The organism is Novipirellula methanifontis, from assembly GCF_052161655.1.
In the GTDB taxonomy this organism is placed as follows: Bacteria; Planctomycetota; Planctomycetia; order Pirellulales; family Pirellulaceae; genus Novipirellula.
This window is the reverse complement of sequence record NZ_CP197418.1, coordinates 148,057-171,616: the sequence shown is the minus strand read 5'-3', so window position 1 is coordinate 171,616 and position 23,560 is coordinate 148,057. Positions and strand designations below refer to the sequence as shown.

14 protein-coding genes are annotated in these 23,560 nt (G+C 53.2%); 5 read left to right on the top strand and 9 right to left on the bottom strand.

Features of this window, described 5'->3' with window-relative positions; translation table 11 throughout:
- Window positions 1–30: 30 nt before the first annotated feature.
- The 5 genes from SH528x_RS00555 to SH528x_RS00535 form a co-directional block, all read right to left on the bottom strand.
- Window positions 31–1,425: a hypothetical protein gene (locus SH528x_RS00555; protein WP_442508587.1), complete on the bottom strand. Its 1,395-nt coding sequence runs from the start codon at window positions 1,423–1,425 to the stop codon at window positions 31–33.
- Between the two features lie 75 nt (window positions 1,426–1,500).
- Entirely contained in the window at window positions 1,501–2,427 is a 927-nt protein-coding gene (locus tag SH528x_RS00550) for a YybH family protein (protein ID WP_442508586.1), read from the bottom strand.
- Between the two features lie 50 nt (window positions 2,428–2,477).
- Window positions 2,478–2,711, bottom strand: a complete 234-nt coding sequence (locus SH528x_RS00545) for a carbon storage regulator (RefSeq protein WP_442508585.1) — start codon at window positions 2,709–2,711, stop codon at window positions 2,478–2,480.
- Between the two features lie 85 nt (window positions 2,712–2,796).
- Window positions 2,797–3,075: a hypothetical protein gene (locus SH528x_RS00540; RefSeq protein WP_442508584.1), complete on the bottom strand. Its 279-nt coding sequence runs from the start codon at window positions 3,073–3,075 to the stop codon at window positions 2,797–2,799.
- A 351-nt stretch (window positions 3,076–3,426) separates the two neighbouring features.
- The gene (locus SH528x_RS00535; protein WP_442508583.1) at window positions 3,427–6,261 is read right to left on the bottom strand and encodes a LuxR C-terminal-related transcriptional regulator; all 2,835 of its coding nucleotides are present in this window, start codon (window positions 6,259–6,261) and stop codon (window positions 3,427–3,429) included.
- Window positions 6,262–6,925: 664 nt separating this feature from the next.
- Here SH528x_RS00535 and SH528x_RS00530 point away from each other — a divergent pair.
- The 5 genes from SH528x_RS00530 (at window position 6,926) to SH528x_RS00510 (ending at window position 13,792) form a co-directional block, all read left to right on the top strand.
- Window positions 6,926–7,834: a sulfatase/phosphatase domain-containing protein gene (locus SH528x_RS00530; protein WP_442508582.1), complete on the top strand. Its 909-nt coding sequence runs from the start codon at window positions 6,926–6,928 to the stop codon at window positions 7,832–7,834.
- 117 nt (window positions 7,835–7,951) lie between these two features.
- Window positions 7,952–9,370, top strand: a complete 1,419-nt coding sequence (locus tag SH528x_RS00525; protein ID WP_442508581.1) for a sulfatase — start codon at window positions 7,952–7,954, stop codon at window positions 9,368–9,370.
- A gap of 12 nt (window positions 9,371–9,382) precedes the next feature.
- Window positions 9,383–11,083, top strand: coding sequence for a family 43 glycosylhydrolase (locus tag SH528x_RS00520; protein ID WP_442508580.1), 1,701 nt, complete (start codon window positions 9,383–9,385; stop codon window positions 11,081–11,083).
- 204 nt (window positions 11,084–11,287) lie between these two features.
- On the top strand, window positions 11,288–11,995 hold the full coding sequence (locus tag SH528x_RS00515; RefSeq protein WP_442508579.1) for a hypothetical protein: 708 nt from the start codon (window positions 11,288–11,290) through the stop codon (window positions 11,993–11,995).
- A gap of 276 nt (window positions 11,996–12,271) precedes the next feature.
- The gene (locus tag SH528x_RS00510) at window positions 12,272–13,792 is read left to right on the top strand and encodes a sulfatase (RefSeq protein ID WP_442508578.1); all 1,521 of its coding nucleotides are present in this window, start codon (window positions 12,272–12,274) and stop codon (window positions 13,790–13,792) included.
- A gap of 107 nt (window positions 13,793–13,899) precedes the next feature.
- Here the strand turns inward: SH528x_RS00510 and SH528x_RS00505 are convergent, their stop codons facing one another.
- From SH528x_RS00505 to SH528x_RS00490, 4 genes are all read right to left on the bottom strand, one after another.
- On the bottom strand, window positions 13,900–14,643 hold the full coding sequence (locus SH528x_RS00505; RefSeq protein ID WP_442508577.1) for a type 1 glutamine amidotransferase: 744 nt from the start codon (window positions 14,641–14,643) through the stop codon (window positions 13,900–13,902).
- 208 nt (window positions 14,644–14,851) lie between these two features.
- A complete protein-coding gene (locus tag SH528x_RS00500; protein ID WP_442508576.1) occupies window positions 14,852–17,428 on the bottom strand; it encodes a TonB-dependent receptor domain-containing protein in 2,577 nt (858 codons plus the stop codon).
- A 114-nt stretch (window positions 17,429–17,542) separates the two neighbouring features.
- The gene (locus SH528x_RS00495) at window positions 17,543–20,626 is read right to left on the bottom strand and encodes a protein kinase domain-containing protein (protein ID WP_442508575.1); all 3,084 of its coding nucleotides are present in this window, start codon (window positions 20,624–20,626) and stop codon (window positions 17,543–17,545) included.
- A 125-nt stretch (window positions 20,627–20,751) separates the two neighbouring features.
- A complete protein-coding gene (locus tag SH528x_RS00490; RefSeq protein WP_442508574.1) occupies window positions 20,752–23,517 on the bottom strand; it encodes a protein kinase domain-containing protein in 2,766 nt (921 codons plus the stop codon).
- Window positions 23,518–23,560: the final 43 nt, after the last annotated feature.

Genomic DNA, 23,560 nt, shown 5'->3' with positions numbered 1-23,560 from the left:
TTTCCTGTGGAGTGTGGGTTTCGTTCGTGATCATTGCGCAGCGTTGTCGCCTGACTCGTCCATTCGCACGAGCAGCCACTGTTGCGTTTGGCCATTCTCGAAGTGAATCAGCGCGGGCACTTCGTCCTTGGTTAGGTTCGAGATGCCGGTTTCCATCACGGGCCAGTCCTTGTCGCCAACCGTCCACGCGGATCGCTGCGATTCCTTGTCGACAGCACCTTGCACTTGACGGACGCTTTTGGAGGAAAGATCCTGCAGAGTTCCGGTAATCACCCCGGCTTTGCTGACCTGCAGTTGCAGGTACGCCGCCGGCGGAGGTCCCGACGCCTCACCATCCTGCGTCAGCGCGAAGACACCCAGCGGCATCCAGTCGGATTCTTGAGTCTGCTCCGGCACCGTTGTGCTGGCCGCGATCGCCTGAGCTTGCTGGCTATAATCTTGGGCCGAAGCGATCGGCTGACCGTCGGAATAGACCGTGTCACCTTGGTAGTAATAGTTGTCGCCGTAGTTGTAGTACGTCGGTTCGGACCAGCCCCAAGGGAACCAGGAAGTCACCGAACCCCAGGTTGCCCAACGATAAGGTCGATTGACTCGCCACCTCGCCCAATCCGGGTGATCGGACCAAAAGTCGAAACGCGGATGGTTGTCTCGATACTGCTCGCGCACTTGGGTACGCCGCTGCAATCGGTTGTCCTTCAATTGCTGACGATTCTCGACACGCTCCGGACGATGATTTGCCAAGCCAGCGGGAAGCTGCGACGGACGTGTGCCGATGTTGACTTGGGTCCGATCGCCAATACTCACATTGCCATCACCAATCGCCGTCCGATCACCAATCGCCGTCCGATCGCCAATCGCAGTACGGTCGCCGACTCCGGGTCGTGCCCCCGGGCGACTGGCTGGCAACGTTGCTGGGCGAGGATTGTTGTGAAGGAAGTCAGCGGCAGCACCGCCCGCTGCACCAGCGGCAATGCTGGAGCCAACGCGCCCGCTGCTACCTGGTCGACCGCCAGTACTCGGTTTTAAATCGAGAAAGCTATCGAGCTGGCTGCCCGACGGTCGGCTGCCCCACGACGGCCGCGTGCCAAAGGATGGTCGTGCACCGCCTTCAGGCCGAGCGCCGAGGGACGGCCGAGCACCGGCGGATGGCCGACTTGTTTGTGGTCGCGATGGAATCGAGGGCCTTGAAACCGACGGCCTCGAGATCGATGGTCGGGACATCGAGGGCGAGGGACGAGAGACCGCGCGGCTCATCGATGGGCTGCGAGAGAATCCGCCTCCGCTAAAACTGCGGCTGCCACCACCGCCAAAACTCCTGCCAGCTCCACCGCGCCCGCCACGAGCGAAAACTTCGCTCACGGGCAGCAGTAGCGTCACGCTCAGACATAACAGGGCGAACTTCCATCGCTTCGTCTGGTTTTGCATCTTCATTACCTTTTCAATTCAATTGATTGGATTCGGATTTGACAGATACGGTCGCTGTCGCACGATCAAGCGTCGTTACTTTGGCGAGTTGCGAACGATCACAACCTCTTCGAGGTTGGGCATCATTTCGCCATCCACAAAACGGTTCACCTGCTGCCACGTGAAGCGATCCTCATCAAGCAGTTTCATGATCGAATCGGAAGTCGCGCGACGTCCATCTGGGAGCGTGGCGGTGCAACCCACAATCCACTTCTGATCGACCTGTTGCCACAGGCCCTCATTGAACCCGCCATCAGAGTCAAATACCCAAGACCGAATCTGTTTGCGTACTGGATCCCAACCGATGATTTGCATACCCGCCATATCGACGGTATCCCCGACCGGGACGGTAAACGAACGAATGATGAAGTTATTGTTCCGTGCCCAGTGGCACTCGGTGGTCACGGTGCCTTCGCCGGATTGATCGACCCAATTACCAATCATCCACTCAAGATCTTTCAGTTGTTCGTAGTGAGATGGCGGCAACACGATTTCAGCTTCGCTGATCCGATCAATCAGCCACTGTCCGTCCCGTTTTACATGGACAGCGCTATATTCACTGCGAACCGGTTCAGGTCCCGTCACGGTGGCGGTTCCGTTTTCGATTGCGACGTTAGGAGACACAAAGTCAATCGACTCGACCTGTACCTCAAGCTGCGAATCCTTCATCACGCTCAGCGATTTGGCATAGGATTCTTCAATTGAATCACGCCCCGTCATTTGCTCTCCGGTGATGCGATCGACATAGACACCTTCGGGCGACCAGTGCGCGGCCAACGCTTTCGCGTCCTTGGCGTTGAACGCTGCCACGTAGGACGCGACGTTCTTCTCGATCAACGCGCGGTCATCGCTCGAGTTCTCCGACGTTGTCGCTACGGGCTTGGTTTTTTGGGCGGCCACAACTCCCGCGCACATCGTTACGATGGCAAAAAGAGCAGTGGTCATAAATGTGTTCAACGACATGGTTTGATACTCCAGAAAGATCCCGTGGCGAAAATCAGTTTCGTGCGGCCTTAACCGCTGGTATGTTTTTTAGTTCCGTGCGAAGGTGAAAGCTCAGCAACCAGAACCAGTTGACGATTTGCTAATTCCGATTTTTTAGCGGCGACTTCCTGTCGATGAATTGGCACCTCTGGCGGAGCTTCGATTCCGAGACGAACTCTTCCTCTCTGAATCGCCGTCACCACGATCTTGATGTTTCCGTTGATGACGATCGATTCGTCTTCCTTCCGTGATAAGACCAGCATGTCCGCGTTCCTTGGTTTGTGGCTACTTTGGTGTTTCTTCGGAGTTGCCGGCGGTGGACGTGACTGCAAACGCTCGCGATGCCTCTTAGTGGTTGGCTTCTGATTCGCGACGATTTTCACAGACCACCGACAGGATGCTCATACGCATTTGGTACAAGGTATTGAGTACGCCCATCAGCTCCGCCTGATCTTGTACTTCACCATTCAGAATCGTGATCGCTTGCTGATCGCCTTCTATCCGGCTCGCAATCTGCATGCTGCCCAAGCGGCCAGACCATTTCTTCTCGTCCAGACATCCCTGAACCGCGATGCGGTAGCAGGCCGTCTTGCCCGGTTCAATCTGTGGCCATTGCTCGTCAGGCATGTTCAACGCCTCCATCCATTTACGTCGCCCGGTATGTCTATCCTCAACTCACAGCTCAGTATGCGGCTGCAAATAAGAGATCGCATCACTCACAACGAGTGATAAACGAGGGAGACGGACCAGAAAGAAGGGAGTGCGCCATCAACGCACAGTTTGCACACTTTAGGCCCTGTCCTCGCTGCTTGGGGTGGCCATTACAGGGGCGGCCAGATGCGGGAAGATTCTTAGCCGCGGAGCGGCGGTCGCAAGACCGATCTTGCTGTCGCTGCTCTGCAGCTTTTGATTTCTTATTACCAGATTCCTGGGGCTTGCGCCCCAGGCTTTACGCGACCGCCGCTCCGCGGCTGAGAACTAGCTGCCCGTCAACAAACCGAGTTGCTCCGCCTTGGCCACGGCTTGGCGGCGGTTCGTGACATGCAGCTTTTCGTAAATGTGCTTCACATGACTCTTAACGGTCCAAACGGAGATCGACATGGCCTTGGCGATCTCTTTGTCGTAAAGCCGCTGGGACAGCAATTCGAGTGTTTCGAGTTCTCGATTGGTGAGGTCGTCGGTCGCAGCTTCCATGGACTCCGATGACGGATTCGGCAGCGAGTTGGTTAACGGCTGGACCAACGAAGGCGATTCTCCGACGCCCGATCCGTTGCCTTCCACGTCGGACGAAGCATTCGGGATCAAAGTCAGCAGCCGATCAACAAACTCTACCGCGATGCAATTCAAGCGAAACCGCCGGAGCAACGCAGCCATTGGCGGGCCGAGTTCCATGAACGGAAAAACGAAGCCGCCCGGCTGCGCCATCGTTACGGCATGCTCGAGGCATTGCATCGCGTCCTCCGTCTTGCCCTGCATCTCACAAACCAATGCCTGAAGACTCGCCACCTGAATTTGATGACACCGATTATGTTGCTTCTCGTTTGTCTCTGCGGACTCTTGCAGTCGTTCCGCTGCTTCATTCAGACTGTCTGTCGAGCCCACTCGGATCAGTGCACGGCAACGAGTCAGGCACGGAATCTCAAACCAAAACAACATCACTTCGTTGGTAGACGCGAGCAAGTCAGGCCTGTAATCCGCGGCGTCCGCTTGTCTCCGCATCAGATCCAGACGCGTCGCGGAGGCGTCCGCAAGAGGCTGGAATATCGGGCCAAGATGATCCACGAACTCGATCAGATCCTGCTTGGTCGCGTTGGCCTGTTTCGACTGCCCACGCACCTCGCAAGCGATCATCAGAGCAGCGAGTGCATCCACGGCGGCTCGCGCATGATCCAAGTACTTCCCCTTAACCGCTTCCTTCAGCAACCCGATCGCCGCGTCCAGTTCTCCTCGCTGAAGGTGAATGAGGCCGTCGAGATAATCGCACCAGGCCAGCGGGTTCTGCATGTCGTTCTGCCCGGCGACCAGCCGTAACCTGGGGAGGTACTGCTGAGCTGCCACCAGATCGCCGGCGATGTAGTACACAAACACCAAGGTCACCAGAAGACGGGTTTCGCGTAGTGGGTGTAGCGGTGACGGGTCTGCGAGCCACTCGGTCAAAGCCCGAGTGACCCGATCGAGTTCACCTTCCATCTGCCCGGCCAGCCCAAATAAAACTTCGGCCTCAGCGCGGAACTCGTGATGCGTCCTATTGATGTGATTCAGAGCGAACTCGATGTGCCTCACGCTATTGGTACCGTGCCCCTGCAGGAATTCAACAAATCCACGAAAGAAGGCAACCTCTCCCGAAAGATCTTGCGTCGTCGCGACATCCGCAGTGACCTCATCCACCCGATCAAGAATGGGGGGAATGGCAGCGAGATTGAATCGGAAATAATAGGTCCATGCCCGCGACAGCAACAATTTCGGTCGTTGCTGTACGATGGAGTCTGGCAACTGGGACAGCCATTTATCCACGACAAAACACTTGTCTTCGTTCATCATCTCTCGCGCATGACGCTCGACGATTTCTGCCGCACGTTCGATGTCATTCGCCGCCAGCGAGTGCCTGATTGCGTCGTCGATTAGCCCTTGGGCCTCATGCCATTTGCTCGCACTCAAATGCAGTGCCGCGATTTCGTCTCGACTGTGACCGCGTTGCAACTGTCCTTGTAGCAGGTACTGGAACAAGTGGTGAAATCGAAACCACTTGCCTTTTACGTCTAGCGGGATGACGAACAGATTGGCTCGTCGGATGACCTCGATAAACTCTTTTCCGGTCGTCCTTGCAACCGTTGCATCGTCGATCTTTATGAGGGCGTCGACGAGCGGCGCGCAGAAGCGATCCACCATCGAGACCTTCAGCAAACGATCCCGGACCATCGCCGGTTGCTGCGAGATGACTTCCTCTGACAAATATTCGTGGATTTGCTGTGAGCCTCCTTTCAAGCCTAATACGAACTCCTCAGGCTCGGCTTGGTTGCGCAACAACAGCCCGACCAGGTACAGACCCACCATCCATCCTTCCATCTCTAATTCCAGATGTGCCAGCGCCCGGTCGCTCAACGTGGTTCCTGTCATTTCCTTGAGAACCGCTTTGACCTCCGGTCGTGAGAAACGGAGCGCGTCCTGTCGGATTTCTGTCAACCAACCACGGGCTCGCAGTCCTGCGAGCGACAGCGGAGGATCGTGCCGCGTCACCAGCACTAAATGCAACGGCCGCGGCGGGTGCCGCAGAAGATTTTCCATCAACTCATGAATGGTCGTTTCGGCGATCAGATGGTAATCATCCAGCACCAGGATGAACGGTACTGCGATCGCATCCAGCTCATTGCTTAGTGTTTCGGCCAGCACGATTGCGTGAGGCAATTGGGCCGCTTGCAGCAAGGACATCGTCGCGGGGCAAGCTTTGGGAATTTGCAGCTGGATGGCGGAGACAAAGTGCCTCAGAAAAGATCGGAGATCGTTGTCTCCTTCATCCAAACTAAGCCAGGCGTGCTTTGTTTTGACGGCATGTAACCACTGCGTTACCACCGTGGTCTTTCCGTAGCCCGCCGGCGCAGAAACCAGTGTCAATGGTCGCCGTGGATTCTGCTGCAACAGATCCATTAGCCGCGACCTCGCAACGAGCCCAGGCAGCATATTGGGTGGCCGCAGCTTTGTCTTCAGGATCGCCGTAATTCGCTCGCCGCCGCTGGTGGCGCGTTTGCCGCCCGATGATTTCCGGCGGGTAATGGTTGCCGAGTCCGATGAAATGCTTCGGTTCGGCTTCTTCATGTGACACTGTGTCCGACGCGTGAATCAACAAGTAAAGTGGTGAATTGTAGCCCACCACCACACTTGAGAGCGTGGCGGATCGTCTCTTTAACGTTGATCCTAATCGATCGGGGAGTGATGCGACAGCAATGCCCCAGCGAGCGGAAGCTGTCAAGACTTTCGATCAAGCCCTAACGGGTCCGAAATTCACGTGAGAATTCCGCTACGCCCGAATCGGCAAAGATCGATCACTCTCGATTTTCAGATAGGCTCTTAACGATGGCCAAACTAAAAAACAGCTCCCTGTAAGAAGCGTCGTCCCATTGCTCGCGTAGCTAATTTGCTTGGGTAGCATGAGATTAAAAAATCAGAGGCTCATGCGTCGCTGATTCATCGTCTGGCTCGCTAGTTTCTAATCTGCCATTTTCTAACCTTCTTCCTGTGCTGGTCGATCTTGGCTCGATGGAACCGGTCAATCGGTGCAAGATAAGCCGAGTGAGTCTTTGTATATTAAAGATCATTGACTCATCCCACTTTATGCCGAGATCGATGCGATCCACGAGTTCCTTGCAAAAGAAGAACGATTCATTTCGAGTCGAGAACCTGATTCGCTGATTCATTTCCCTCCCCAACGGCAAATGCGGATCAATGTTGACCTTCGCGAAGCAAAGCCATCGAGCAATCCATGAAAAACTCGAGCCTGATCCTAGTCGCTGTGCTTACTGGATGGTGCGGTGTTGTTTCTGCCGAGAAACCCAACATCCTGTTCATTCACATGAAAGAACATGGTCACGCCGAAAACACGCTGGTTATCTTCTCTGCTGACCACGGTCCCTCGAATTTGCTGCGTGGCAAAACGACGCCCGGTGAATCAGGCTTGCGTGTCCCTTTCATCGTCCGTTGGCCGGGACAGCTCTCGAACCCCGGGACTCGATCCAACGCTTTGGTTTCTTTTGTTGACCTTTATCCAACGTTTGTGGATGCGGCTGGTCTGAAGATCCCGCAGCATCTTCCGGGTTACTCGATCCTGCCGGTGCTGCAAAGCAAGAAAGCACGTCGTCGCCACCATCTCTATTCTGCATTTGTAGCGCACACGACGGGACTGCACCAATACTGGCCCTCGCGCACGATCACCGATGGTCGTTGGAAGTTAACTCATCACGTCTTCGGCGACGGCACGCGGCAGCGATACCCCGATGGAAACAAGGCGGTCTTCAGTCTGAACAAGCAACTGAAGGAACTGCCCAGTGACTCGCTGGCGCGAAAGATCGCCCAACGCTGCGAAGTTCCGCCAGCCTTCGAACTCTATGATCTGCAGAATGATCCGAACGAACTGCAGAATCTTTTTGGAGATCCAAAACATGCATATGTTCAGGATCGCTTGACGGCAGGGCTAAAGCGTTGGCGACAACAATCCTCGGATCCATTTCTCGACGACCAGTTCGTGGAGCATTTCACGTTCATTTATCGAAAGAACTACGAGCGATGGAAATCTCTCGGCGGCAACAAGATGAATAACAAGAACACGCTTGACTTCGAGCAGTTCATCCCCGCCTGGGATGCCACCCCGTTCATCGGAAAAAAGGATCATTAAGTGAGCCGATTTTTGAGTCTTCGTAATCTAAACAGGTCGTTCGGTATGTGCCTGTGAAACGTCGACGTGCAACAATCCTTTTCCGATAAAACATTACCGATAACCGGAACTGATCCCATGAAATTGATCCTCACGCTGCTCGCCATCATCATTCTGACGGCCACGGCACAGGCCGAGTCCAAGCCGAACATCTTGTTCATCGCCATCGACGACATGAACGACTGGACCGGCTTCCTCGGTGGGCACCCGCAAGCAAAAACGCCGAACATGGACGCACTGGCGAAGCGAGGTGTGAACTTTACCAATGCACATTGCCCGGCGCCGGGATGCTCGCCCAGTCGCAATGCGTTGCTATACGGCGTCGAACCGTTCCACTCGGGGTTGTATGCATTCTATGAACATGATCTTCACCCAGATCTGTTGAAGCAGTACGGCAGCCTGCCACAGTTCTTAAAGGACAACGGCTACGACACGTTTGGTGCCGGCAAGATCCATCATGGATCCAAGAGCGAGCCGCAGGAATGGAGTGATTACCACGAACCGACCAAGAGCCCGCTGAACCTGAACGTTGCCGCCGGATACCAGGTCGACAACCAATTCAAAATGTCCTTTTGCCCAACGACGGCGCCGCTTGAGGACCATCCAGATCACAAGGTCGCCTCGTACGGAATCGACGTGCTCGCGCGCAAGCATGACAAGCCGTTCTTCTTGGCGGTAGGCATCGTCAAACCGCACTTGCCGTTCGTCTGCCCGCAGCAGTTTTTTGATCTTTACCCGGACCCCGTTGATCCGCCGCAGATCAACCCCGACGATCTCGACGACATTCCCCGCGTCGGACGTTCGATGGCCAAACTGCGCGATGACAATCGGTTCAAGAAAGACCAAGCCTGGGACAAAGTTCGTCGCGCCTACCTGGCTTGTATCTCATGGGCCGATTTCAATGTGGGCAGAGTGCTCGATGCGCTCGAGGCCAGCCCGTATGCCGACAACACGATCGTCGTGTTGTGGTCCGATCACGGGTATGCACTTGGCGAAAAGAATCACTTTCGCAAATTCGCTCTCTGGGAAGAAACAACTCGGGTGCCCTTTATCATCTGGGACACACGAGAGCAGGACGCACCGAGTGACCGTGAAGTGACAGCAGGCGTGTCGGTGATCAACATCTATCGCACGTTGGCGGAGTTAACCGACCTGACGCCACCAACGAAAGTGGACGGATTCAGCTTGGTTCCGCAATTGAAGAATCCTCTCGCGCCGCTTCCCAGTCCAGCGATCTGCACCTGGGGGCGAGGCAACTATACGGTCCGCGATCGTGACTTTCGCTACACCCGTTACTTCGACGGAGGCGAGGAACTGTACTCGCATGCCAAGGATCCAAACGAATGGGCCAACGTGGCCGACAACCCCGAATTTGCAACTGTCAAAAAACGGCTCGCAGCCTACCTTCCCAAGCAGGAAGCCCCGCTGGTGGAAAAGGGAATCACTGCGGTCAGAGCGACAATGAGTGCCGATAAATCAAAATCAAAGAACAAATAGGGAACGAACCGCATGTGCAACAACTTCTGTCCCCGAGTTTTACTCGGGATTTTCATTGTCGGCTGCGGCAGCTCTTTGCCAGCTCAATCCGGTGACGCTCAATCCGATACGCTCATCGTCAACGATACGGGCTGGAAAGACATGGATGGCAACGAGGTCGTGGCAGGCTTTGGTGGGCATATCACGAAAGTGGGTGACATCTATTACTGGGTCGGGACCGACCCACGACCGAGCGATGGTTCGGTGCGACTGTATTCGTCAAAAACGTTGGGCAGCAGCACCTGGAAGCTGGAAACAGTAGTCGAAAAGCGAAAACCCGGGCTCGGTCGCAGAAACTGTACGCTGATTCATTGCCCCACCACCAATCGGTTCGTCATCGTCTGCAAAGGAATTGGCTTTTACCAGAGCGAAGGCAGTGATGTGAAAGGGCCCTATCAATACGTCAAGAAGATAGGTGAAGAGAAGCTCAAGAGTAAAAACTATCACTCCGGCGGCATGTCAGTCCACACCGAAGGAGAAAAGGCGTATCTGATCATTTCGATGCGGCAACTTGATGAATCACGAGACCGGTATTGTTTGATCTACGAGTTGACCCCTGATTTTCTGGGGCTCGAGAAAGAGATCTTGTGGATGAAGGTGGACGACCGCCGCGAGGCTTTCTGGTTATTCAAGAAAGACGACAAGTACTACATGACGTACGATGGCCCTGGAGGATGGATGGGGTCCGATTGCTTCTACCGAACATCAACGAGCCTAGCAGGGCCTTGGACTCGGGAGAAAGAGATTGGGATGGATCCTGAGCCGAAACGGCGAGAAGACCGATCTCACGCATCGCAGCACCGTTACATCATGAATATCGATGGGCAGTGGATTTATGGGGGTGATCGATATCCGTACCAGGAACCTGAATCTCATCCGCCAGCAAACGGCTCGCACATCATTTGCCCTATCGTCTGGGAAGGGGACCATCCAGTCATCAAATGGGAAAAGCAGTGGGATATCGCAGCGTATGGCGGGCGTCAATCGAAGGCCGAATCACTATCCGATGAAGTCAGTGTTCAGACCTATGACGAAGCGGGGCATTTGGGGTCTCCGTATCGATACCAGGTAAGAAAGGTCAGCAACAAACCTGAGGGAACAAAACTGCCGGCGGTGATTTTTTGCCATGGGTCTGGTGGAGGCGTCAAAGGCTATCCGCCTGAGGACAAAGAGATAGAGTGGCAACAGGCACTTTCTCAGAATGGAGATTCCTACTATTTCTTTGCGCCGAAAAGCGGCAAAAAGAGCGGAAGTCTCTCCGCAGAAGGGCTTGAGCAATTCATCGCCCACGTCGCGGCGAATTACGATGTTGATCCGCAACAAATCACGATTGTTGGGTACAGCGCCGGCAGTGGGGCCGTCACGAGTGTTGCCGTTAACAAGGGTGACTTGATCAAATCCGCAATCGTGATCGAGGGCGGCTTCCGAGGTTCTGTTCCGGCTGAGCATACGCTGGCAGGCTTGCCGATATGGGTTGTTCACAATAAGAACGATCAACGAGTTGCGCTAGAACGTGGCGAAAGCTTCGTAAAGACTGCACGTGATGCGGGAGCGGATGTCCGCTTTACAGTCAATCCTGATGGCGAACACAAGATTCAGATTTCAAGAAACCTAACGCCGCAATTGGTGAAGTGGATTTTCGAAAAAACGAGTGAATCTGTACCCTCCAAATAAAGAACGATAAAGCGTTGGAATTTTCGTTAGCCGTTTAGCCCAACGCTGTGAAGCATTTTCTATAGCGGAACTCGTCAAGAGTTTCGGGCATCCCGGACAGACAACGAAAGTCTTGACGACTCCCGCTACGTTGCAACGCCGCAATTCACGGAAAAAGAATGCTTCACAGCGTTGCGTTTAACCCAAACAAGATCAGGCCAGAACATGAACAAAATACTTTCGGTTGCGACCGCAATGCTATTTGTGTCTTCTTTCGTATCGGCTCAGGAGTTCGTCGATGATTTCTCGGATCCAGAACTCAAAGGCCGAGTGGCGGAACGGGGTGCGTGGCAATTTCAAAATGGAATCGCCAGCTGCGTCGCCGATCCCGATCTCTACAAGCAGTTCAAGAACCACGGACCGATTCTGAAGTGGCCGCGTCAGTTCAACGATGCCACGATCGAGTTCGAGATGAAGCCGACGAATTGTCAGCGTGTTGTGTTCACGTTAAACGGTGACGGTCACATCTTCCGTGTCACACTCGCCGATGAAACCCCCGGCGCACCTGCGGGTACCTCGAAAGTTCCGACGCGGATCATCGCCTGGGCGACGCAATCATCAAAGCAGAACAAGGGAGAGACAATCAAGCCGGAAAAACTGCCGGATCTTCCAGCGATCAACGGGAAGTGGGTAAAAATGAAACTGGAGGTCAAGGGAAATCGGGCGACGCTGAGCATCGGCGACTTCCAAACCAATCTCAAGCACGCCGCACTCGCCCGTGACAAGAATATGGTCATGCTAACCTTCGCCCATGGCGAGATCGCGGTCCGCAACTTTCGCATGACGTCATCGGTTAATGCAGCCGAAAAGCCCGTACCGACGGAGGATGCAAACGCACGACGCGAAACTCAGGCCGAAACCAGTGCTCCGTAACGGACAGCGGTTGCTTCTCCACCGCAATGGCATTCCTGATGGTATAACCGGCATCGGTTGATGAATGCGGGTAGTTCGACTGTGCTATTTTTTCGTTTTCTTGTATTTGTGAACCGACGGCGCTAGCCGCGGGCCTCTTTTCGTCAACGATTTACCGAGCGACGGCCCGACGCTAGCGAGTTCGGCTCACAAAGCAGGACAGTCTAAGTTCAAACCGGTCCTACTCAACTTGACCTCCAATTTAGAGCGACTGATTTACAAAATTTCGAGCCATCGATGAAACACAATTCCAAACCGATCTTATCCATTGTCCACCTCACACGACCGCAGTGCAAATCGGTGTTTCAGCGGTGGCCGTCACCGCGAGTCCGATTGTTCTCTTGGGCGGTCTTTGTGTTCGCAACCTTGCACGCTTGTGGACAATGCATTGCCACGGATCGTCCCAACATCATCATTCTGTTGGCGGATGACCTCGGGTATGGTGAGCTCAGTTGCCAGGGGAATCCGCAGATTCCCACACCGCATATCGATTCGATCGCGGCCAATGGCGTACGGTTTACCGACGGCTATGTCGCTGGTCCCAACTGCAGTCCCTCACGGGCTGGATTACTGACGGGACGAATCCCGACTCGCTTCGGTTATGAGTTCAATCCCACTGGTGCGCTGAATGAACGGCCAGGCTTCGGTCTGCCGGCTGCGGAAGTCACGATTGCTGAAACGCTTCAGAACTCGGGGTACACAACGGGGCTGATCGGCAAATGGCATCAAGGTGGCACCGCGGATTATCACCCTCTGCGGCATGGCTTTGACGAGTTTTTCGGTTTCACGCACGAGGGCCACTACTTCGTGCCGCCTCCGTACAAAGGTGTCACCACGATGCTCCGCCGCAAGACGCTTCCAAGCGGACTTGCGGGCCGCTGGGTCGGAAACAAGGGACTCATCTATACCGATCACATGGGCGGCAATGAGCCGGACTACGATGCCAACAATCCCATCACCCGCGGCGGACAACCTGTTGCCGAAACCGAATACCTGACCGATGCACTGACGCGCGAAGCCGTCGACTTCATCGACCGTCACGACGACAAGCCGTTTTTTCTGTACCTCGCCTACAACGCGGTCCACAGTCCACTGCAAGGTGCGGATGCCTACATGAAACGGTTCTCGCACATCGAAGACATTCATCGGCGCATCTTTGCGGCCATGCTGGCGAATATGGACGACAGCGTCGGCGCGGTGTTGGAGCAATTGAGAGCATCGGGACTGGAAGAGAACACGATAGTCTTTTTTCTGAGTGATAATGGAGGTCCGACTCGCGAACTGACCTCAAGCAATTTGCCGCTGCGAGGATCAAAGGGGCAAATGTATGAAGGCGGCCTGCGTGTACCTTTCATGATGCAATGGAAAGGAACGGTTCCCTCCGGACAGATCTATGAAAAACCCGTCAGTTCGTTCGACATCTATGCCACTGCGGCGGCCAACAGTGAAGGTGTCACCGCACCAAAGCAGGTCGAGGGCGTCGATTTGATCCCCTTCGTCACCGGAAAAGACTCTGCCATTCCGCATGAAACCCTATTCTGGCGTCAGGGCGGCAAGACAGCGATCCGTCACGGTGATTGGAAACTCGTTCGCATGGGAGGTCAAAAGACAGCTGGCAAAGCGAAGTGGGAACTGTACGACCTTTCCAAAGATATCTCCGAAGAAACAAACCTGGCCGAATCCAATCCCGAACGTCTCACCGAATTGGTAAAGCTGTGGGAGAAGATGAACGGCGAGATGATTGAGCCGCTTTTCTGAAATGGGTTGATTTGACGCGATTTAGAACCTATCCAAAAACTCGTAGCGAAAGTCGTCAAGACTTTCGATCAGGTTCTAACGGATCCGAAATTCACGCGAGAATTCCGCTACGGTCGAATCGTCTTCGGCTGACCTTCCTCACGCAAGTGCTTCATGAAACGGCTTAACAATTGATCAGTTTCGACGGTCTCTTTGAATTGTTCCACAAACGAATCGATGGGCTCACCGCTGATCGATTCAACATACTGCGGGTAAGCGTAGAGACGCTCGACCAATGCCGTGCGGTTGAGTTCAGGATGAAATTGCGTGCAGTAAATCGGTTTGCCCTCGATTCGAAAAGCCTGATTCTCGGTTCGCTCACTCGATGCTAAACAGACCGCTCCGGGCGGCAAGCGGGTGACGCAATCCTGGTGCCCCATCGGTGCAAAGAAGCGGTGGGGTAGTTGCCCGAAGATCGGATCTTCAAGACCGGCTTGAGTCAGGCGAACTTCGATCGTGCCAAGTTCAGCCCGCTGCATGTCCGTGACCACCTCACCGCCCAGCGCTCGAGCCATCGCTTGATGCCCCCAGCACGATGCGAATGTCGGTTTGTTAAGGTCACACAATTCACGCATCGCCTCGAGTGCCGGCAAAATCCAATCACCCCCTTCGGCAACCGAGTAGTCACCGCTGCCGCCCAATAAAACCACGTCAACTTGATCCAGTTGTTCAGGCGTTGGCACGCCCGACAGCAGATCAAACACGCGAATCTGCTGTGCCGCACAGCCGAGCGCTCGGGCAAAGCAATCAACTTCCTGCATCCGCATGGGATCATCGGCATTGCGAACCTGCAATAGAAGAAACGTATTCATTGGGATGAATCCAAAGCTCAGGGTAAATCAGAGACCGCCGCTGAAACGGTCATCATACCATTGCGACTTCACTACACGACGGCAAGCAGACTAACCTCGCTTGATCGTCGTTCCGCAAATGTAGTAGCGATAACGATTGGAGAGTGAAATTGTTACGTCGGCTTGAGAAATGCAAACAGCGAAACCGTGGCGATCACGCAAAGATTTGCTAATAAAGCCAATCGCAGCCGACGTAGACGTTGACGCCAGGCTGGAGAATCGAGCCGTTGGGTGAGCGAAAATCAAGATGTTCGCGGTATGCTTTGTCAGTAAAGTTTTCGATGCCTGCAACCAAGGTAAAACCTGCAATTTGCGTTGGTCGATAAACACCCCGCAAATCCCAAACGGTGAAGCCAGGTGTTGTATATTCAAGCAAACTGGACGCTACTCGGTCTTGATTGTCCACGATCCGGGCTGCCAATTCGAGGTTCCATTGTGGGGATTTGGCATCGTCACGAAGACGGGCTCCCACTCGCATTGTGAATGGCGAAATTCCGGGAAGCGGTTCGGAATCATTGCCGACTATGCTGCTGAAAAATCCACGTGCAACGCCAGTTTCCTGCGTTGATGTTTTTCCTGGACCACCTTCACTTGTTGCGAAATCCCCATTGCGAGTTCGGTCACGTCCATCCATTCCTTGTGCCGTTAAGAATGGGGTCAACCTCGCTTTTGGAAACAACTCCGCATACGCTTCACCGCCGACTAATGTTGCCAGAGCAGTGTTGACGTAGCGAAGATCTACTTGCTGAGGGACTGAGTTTGCATTTTGCAGGTTTGTGGCGGTGTTTTCCAGAGTGATGTAATCGAACGACCATCCGTAGAACCCTCTGACGCCACCACGAAAATGGTCACCTTCGTAATCTAGCGAGATATCCGTTTGAATTAATTTTTCACTGCTAAGTCGTGGGTCGCCAGTCACTGAATTCAAGCCGTTTTGCAGCAACAGCAAAAAGGTTCCAGCGGCGTAGAGTTCGGTTAGCGTGGGTGGTCGTTGGGCGAAGCCGAGTGAAACCGATCCGGAAAGAGAATCGTTGAAGCGACGATCTAACCCGGTATAAAGGCTTCCCATAATGCGATCGGTTTGAGTCTGGTCGGTACCGATAATCTCTTGGTACTTTCCAGCGTCATCGCCAAAGCCAACGCTCGTTAACTTCGCTTGGTCGTCAATGATGTCGGTTTGTACGTAGTCAATCCGTCCCCCCGTTCGAAAGGTGTAGCGATCCAGCAGCGATTCGCGATACTCAAAGAACAACCCAGGATTGACAGAGAATGAGCGAGGGATTGGCGAATTCTGGTCGCTAATCGGAAGTCCGCCACCTGGTTGTTGACCACTACTGATTTCATTGAGTTCCTGTTTGATCAAACGCAGGTCATGCCCAATGGTGACAACATAGTTCTCGGGGGTTCCCCATGAATTACCGTGTCGATATCCCGTCGATAACGAATCGACATCGGTAACTCCCTTGTATTGCAACGCTTCGAGTTGTGGGAACTGCAAGTTTTTTGAATCGGCAAAGGAGTCCCCTTCGAAAACCGTTCGGTTGTACCAAATATCAGTTTCCGCGCGATCGGAGAAAGATGCATGATCGTCCGTGTAGGTGATCTCATAAGCATCTGTTTTTAGATAATCAATATCGAACACATATCCTGGGAATTCGACGTTGGATTGGTCCAAACGAAGAAGCGATAACTCGATGCTGCGACCGTCACCAAAATCACGCCCCAACGCTAACGTGATTTCCCGCGACTCGTAGCTCCCGGCAATTTTGTTTCCAGATCCGGTGCGATAGTCGCTACCGGTGCGGTAAGCATAGTCGGCTCTCACTCCCCAATCTTCACCGCCGCCCCAAAGGCCCTGTCTCGCGAGCCACTGGTTTCCGTTGCTATTGTGGTCAAAGCTGGATCGGCCGTGCCAATCCAATCCCGATTCGCTTCTCGGCGATTTGAGTAACTCAAAGTCAACAAATTGAAATCCGGGCCCGTACAAACTGCTGTAGGGACCTGGGATAATGAGAACGTCTTGCACGAGCCGCGAATCAATCTTGCTCATCGCTGTGTCGAGGTCTTCGCGGGCAGGAATCCAGTAGGATCCTGAAGCGGCAAGTGATCCGACGCGGCTGCCGCGAATACGAGTGTCATTAATAATCGGAGTGCGGCGTTGTGCCGACGCACTTGGGGCATTGCGAGATTTATCAATGAGGCTGCCAAGGTCCTTGGTTACCAGCGGGCCAGCTTCTTCTCCGCTAACTACATCACCGCCAACTGTTTTGAAATCAAGCTGATTCGGTCTAAAGATGCTGCTTGCCAAAACAAAACGAGGTAGCGGCGGTTCGAGGCCGTTGCCCTGTTGCAATCGTGTTGCAAGTGGCTCTCCTCGTAACGGTGCGCCGATTTCGGGAAGTGCGGAGATGGGCGGTTCGACAAAGGGAGTGATTTGCAACATCGTCGCTTGCTGAAGCGATGATGTTGATGTTGACTCAAACAAATCTCCCACTTTCACGCTAGCTGGGAAGTATTCTTCGGCATAGTAGTCTGGGTAAAATTCCGACATACTTGATACATCCGAAGCCCCAATCGACGAGGGCTGATTCGCCGGCCGAATCGAGTTGGGGTACCCCTGTTCTAAACCATCAACTTCTGAACCATCATCCGAACCGGCAGTTTGCTGTGCGTTCAGCACCGATCCGGGACACGCTATCAGGCATGCAATCAAGAAAGCTGACCATGCCGATACGTGAAACCTCACGATTACTAGTTCCTAAACCGTGCATCAATGTGAATATCGGAATGATCGTCATATGCGGCACGATCCGTACAGCTTCACAACCGATGGCCGGACATTCTTCCCAAATTGCCAATCTTATTGACGGGAATCGACACACAGTGACTTTAGGTAGACTAGGTCGCGGTTAAATGGAGCTTGTTTGCTCATTTTCTCGATTGCGGCGCGGCTGTAAATTTCGGCGTTTGCCGCATCATCGATCGCCCTGAAAACAACAGCGCGTGCGAACGTCAGACGCACTGGCTCTTCGGGTTGGAATGGAGGGAAACCTCGCAAAAACTCGGCAGCTTGGTCGATATCGTTGTTGGCGAGTAAAGAAACAACGAGAGTCGCGATAAATGCCGGGTTCTCAGGTGCATTGGCAAGGCACTTTTTGGCAAGTGCAACGGCCTTCTTTGGATCTCGAACATCATGCGAATTGCAGGTCGCCAGAAGCCAAGCAAGTCGCTGGGATGTTAAAGGGTCGAGTTGCACGTCATCGTTCCAAATGGCACGCGCCTTAGCAAAATAGATCGATGCGTTCTTTGCCCCCCGTTTCTCAGCGGTACGTCCATACTCGAAATGTATGTAACCGAGATGCGATTGGTACATATGGGAATTCGATAGCGTCTCGTCAGACGACTCTGCAATAACGTCCTCTAAGATTTTGATCGCCTTTAGATAATTCTCGTTCGAACTTTGCACGTCGCCTATTTGACTCAAATGGCTCAGTGCAATCGCCAGCCCAAGTCGGTACGGAGTGTTTTCTTGTTCAGAAAGGCGTTCGACTAGAAATTGAAAATTGTCGATACAACTTTTTAGACAACGTACAGCGACTTCGCGGTTACCCAGCGACGATTCGATCTGACCGAGCACATCAAGATGCTCGGCAACCAACAAAACCATCGGAGCATCGTCGCGCTGGACCTGATCGTGCAGATTCACAAATTCATTCGTCTTTGAGATCAATTCATGGGCGATTGGACACTTGTCTTGGCCAAAGTAGAACAAACCACTGTTGATATAGCTCGCGGCTTGTAGTTGCTGATAGTCGACAGATTGAGGCAATTCGTTGACGAGTTGCTCCGCAACGATCGTTGCTCTTTGCTGGAAATTGTCTTCGGCTGCGGTGTTCCCCAGATTCCGATGCGTCCTCATTCCAGACGCCAAAACGGATGCCACCGTTTCCATTCGTTCTAGCTTTAGTTGAGGATCATCTGCGATAGCGTCTAGACGCTGCAAAGCGGAGTTAAATTGTGACGCAGCTTCAATATTTTGGCCCAAATCAGAATAGCATCGACCCAACGCCTCTTCAGCTTTGGCAAGCAGCAGCTGGTCGGGCGTCTGTAGCGGATTCGCTAGTTGCTTGACAAAAGCGATCGCCAAATCACACTGTCGTATCGCCTTGGAGTGATCGCTGCATTTTCTAGCGAGCCCGGATGCATTAACGAGTGTTGCTGCAAACGCACGTTTCACTTCATCCTGTGAGCTAACCTCAGTAATCTGTGTGAGAGTTTGAATCGCAGATTGATAAACGCGGCTAGCCTTGTCAAACCGCATCTCTTTGTCCCAAGTCACTCCAATACGAGTTTGGGCTTTTGCAATATCTAGAAGTGCCCGGCCGGCTAGCGTCAATTTCCCTTCAGGTGAACCAATCGGGCCTGCAAATTCGGGTGATCGCAATCGCTTAATCGCCGCGTCGTAACTATCTCTCGCTTCACCGTAGTTCTGCTGCAATTGGTTCAGATTACCGCGTCGAATCTGCGCATTTGCCGCCATCATATTGAGCTCGGCGTCGTCGCTGTGCTGGCTCGCAAGTTTTGCAAAGTCTTCGTTCGCCAGTTCCAATAATTTTCCCCGCAACGACTGGGCTTCCGGCAAATGTTTCAACACACCTTCGCTTTGCACAAGCCACGTATCGATCGCTTGCAAGGATTGATCATATCGGGCGATGGCTTCCGCTTTGTGTATATTCGCCTGAAGCTTGGCGGCCTCTTCTGCTTTGCGAGCGAGGTTGATCAGAAACGAAGCTGCGACGGAAATCAGTGCAATTACAACTAACGCGGCGGTGGCCGAAACGGTCCAACTGCGGTGTCGCCGGATCCAGCGTCCCAGTTTTTCGCTGTACGTTTCGGCGTCGCGATGAGCCAACACCGGTTCATCACTTAGCCATCGATCCAAATCGTCCGCCATATCAATCGTCGTCTGGTAACGATCTCTCGGATCTTTCTGCATGGCTTTACGACAAATTGACACAATCGTTCTCGGCACGGTCGGCATAGCTCCATGCAAATCTCGTATGTTGCCGGCGCGAACATTCTCGATCACTTGTTCGACGTTTCGACCAACGATCGGATTTTGTCCCGAAGATACGTTAAACAGCATTGCCCCCAGTGAGTACACGTCGGCGGCGGGTGTCAATTGGTTGTGCAAACCCATCGCCTGTTCGGGACTCATGTACATCGGCGTCCCGAGTGTCCTTCCCAAACTGGTCTGAAGTCCACTTTGCAATCGAATCACCGAATTGTCACTGGCGTCAATCTCGTCCTCGTCGGTTGTCCCTGACAGATAGGTCTTGGCCAATCCCCAATCAACTACCAGTGTCTCGCCATGACGACCGAGCATCACGTTATCGGGTTTCAAGTCACGGTGCAGAATGCCATGCTCGTGGGCGTACTGCATCGCATTGCAGCAATCGATCAGCCGCCGCAACCACTTTCGATATTCACGTCCTTGATAAAACGATGCCTTCGGTGCTGTCGTTTCCTTGTAGAACGCCGTGATCTCTTGCTTGAAACTGTTTCCGCTGACAAATCGCATCGCATAGTAGGGGCGTCCATCATCATATTGCCCGAGACCATAAACGGGCACAATTCCTGGATGGTCCAAGGCCCCGGTGACCATCGCTTCGGCAATGAAACGACTTTGACATCCCAGGTCCTTCGCATGTTCTCCCTTGATCTCTTTTAAGGCGACGTCCCGATCCAGTTCAGTATCCCTAGCAAGAAAAACCTCTCCGAGGCCCCCTTTTGCATGTAGCCGAATCGGTTGAAAGCGTGGCCCATCGGTGCGTCGTGGTAGGGTGACGTGACGAGCAGCGTCCTCATGGCTTTGCTCTACTTTTTGAGTTTGCAACGACTCTTCAATGGCATCGCAGGAGTTGTCGTCAGAAAAAATGTCCATGACGGTTAATCTTTGTGTTTAGCCCGACGGGCTTTTGATTTTGGTTACCGGTGGGGATTGGTCGCTAACGCAAATCAGCTGACATAGGGGTTGAACAATCGCAAGCGTGAAGCTTATGCCACGTGCTATTCACTTGCAACGATCCTAGTGTAGTGTTCCAGTTTGCTTCCTGACGGAGTGACGATGGAATCGTACGCACGCTGAGCAATCACCGTGGTGTCGTCAGGAACAAAATTGCTGAACTGATGGGGTGAAACGCCTCGAAAGTTCGGCACCGGCTTCACCAGGATGTCTTCGGCCCTTGTTTTGGCAATCAACTCGCTGTCGCGAGTTTTGTATTGATCGGTGTCAGCAAACGGATCGCTCAATTGTAGCTGCAGTCGTTCTACCTCGAGTTCAATTTTTCGGTCGTCTACTTTCTCTCGCTTTCGATAGCCATGGCGATTGAACCGCTGAACGTGGTTTTGATATCGAGTGCCTTCGCGTCGCGACTGGTATTCTTGCCAGGCAAGGGTTAGTTCGGTGGCACGTTGGGCACTCTGCCGGCGGCCTGCTTCGAACCAATCCCAGTCGTTGGGTGAACAGGACTGTTGGAAATATTGTGAAGTGTAGCCGGCATCAGCGTTAAATTTACCTTTGTCCATCTCAGTGTTCTCGATGATCCCGATCAACGTGCCCGTCCACCACGCCAATTCAGACATCGTGTTCGAAATCTCTTCTGTTGTCATTCGTGTCCGGTGACCACGGAGCATCGAAAGTGTCGAGCGACAATCCGCCAACGCCACCATGCATCGTCCTTGAATCATATGGATCCGATTGCGGAGCTGTAGGCTTGGCATGAAAACGATGCCGAAATGCTCTGCGTCGGCAAGGGATCGCTGGCAATACTCTTGAGCTTTTGACTTGTCTCCTTGTTGGTAGTGAAGAAGGGCCAATGAAAACGAGAATCGGGGATCGACTGGTCGCGAAGGAAGCACAAACGGTGGGGGCACATCGTGGATCTTGGTTGGATCTTGGCATAGTCCATTGAGCACGCTACGTAAATACTTGGCCTGAGTAACAGCGTCGTCAATGTTCTTTGCTCCGACGACCGCCATTTCGAACATCGAAGGATGAAACTCTCTGTCCTCGAGCACTTCCTGGGGTGCTGCAACAGTTGCAATAGTCGGAGTTGGTTCGGGGACTACGGCGAATGTTTGAGCAGCGATCTGGTAAATCATCACGCCGGCGTCTTCAGGCAATTCGATAACTACCTCTCGTGGAGATTGTTCGCGTGAATCGACTACATCGACGAAGTGTTTGCCCGGTAGCAGTTTCCAAACATCTGTATCCTCCGAACTAGGAAGCGAGTCAACTGCGATCACTTTGCCACCGTCTTCGACGACGAAGGTTATGTCCCAAGTAGAATCCGCAGGCGGAATCGGTGGCGGCGGAATCGGTGGCGGCGGAATCGGTGGGGGCGGAATCGGGATGGGCGGAATCGGGATGGGCGGCGAATCTTTGGTCTCGCTTTGTTGATCTTTACCATTTTTGGGCGAAGAACCACCGAACAATATCAACATCAGCGAGCATGCGATAAGGCCAAACACAAATAACATCGCGGCGTGCTGACGTCCTTCAGCCGCCAACAGCAACTGTGGTTCGTTGAGTATCTGTTTCCACGAAATTATTCGTTCGATTTGGAATGTGTTGGTCAGAGAGTCCGGTGAACCGAGGTGCTTTACATCACTTCGTTCAGTAAATCGTCCCCCCTTGGCCGCCATCGTCTCCGGGGACGGTTTCTCGCTGTTAGCTAAAGCCGCCAAACACTCGCTTGCCGACGCAAATCGTTTGTTTTGATCTTTGGCAACCATTTGTTCTAACACCGCCGCAAACGATGGCTCGATTGTCGGACAAAGTTCCTGCACCGGTGGCAAATGGTCCGTGGCCGAAGCATGCCAAAGCAACCAACTTTGCGGATCGCTTCCTTTGGAAGAGAATCCAGGGTTCACCTTCTTCGCGAACCCTTTGCCCACGAGCAATTCCAGCATCACGAAACCAAGTGCATAGAGGTCAATGGCCACGCCAGGCGTTCCAAAAATGCCTGGGTTCAGCATCTCGGGGGCAATATACTTGGTTGAGGCGGTGGGGCTTAATGCGGTCGCAATCCCACTGACTCCGGGTGTGATCGAGAGTTTGACTTGATCGCAATCATCAAGCAGCAAATGTTCGTGGTCAATGCGACCATGTGCGAGTCCTTGGCTATGTAAAGCATCGAGACCGCGAAGTGCTTGTTCCAGTAATTCGTAGACAAGATGCGAGTCCACGCCACTTGGTTTGGATAGTGAAGCGAGGTTGCTCGCCATTTTTTCGAGCACGATGATTCCTTTCGGAGCATCAAAGTCAAGAATTTTGACTAGGTGACCCGAATTATTGCTCGCGAACAGTTCTGCTTCTCTCCGCAACAAAGCTTGTTGCTCGGCATTACAAAGTCGCTCGGCGGCAATCTTCTTGATAATCACATCGCGACTGAGATGCGTATCGAAAGCCTCATAGATCGACGTGCGGTCACCGTCGGATAATTTCTGTCCGATCTGATATCGGCTCAATACCAGATTCTTGGCCGCCGGGACGCCATTGATTTTTCTTTGCAGCTGAGCGTCATATCGGCGGCGGCGATGGGGTTGGATTAAACAGTCGTAAGCTTCTTCGACCAAGTTTCTGGCCTTGCTCCAATCGTCCTTGTCGAACTCATTAAATGCGTCTTTAAACATCTTTCGTCTGGCATGACACGCTTTTTCAATTTGGTCAGCGGTGGGGCCGATGTCATTAAATCCAAGTCGTTGGTAATAGTTTCGAGCCTGTAAATATTCAAGTCGAATCGCGTTAATGCTCGGTTCGATCGCGTACATAGAGAACATCCCTCGTGTGGAAGTGCGTTAGCGGACACGTTAC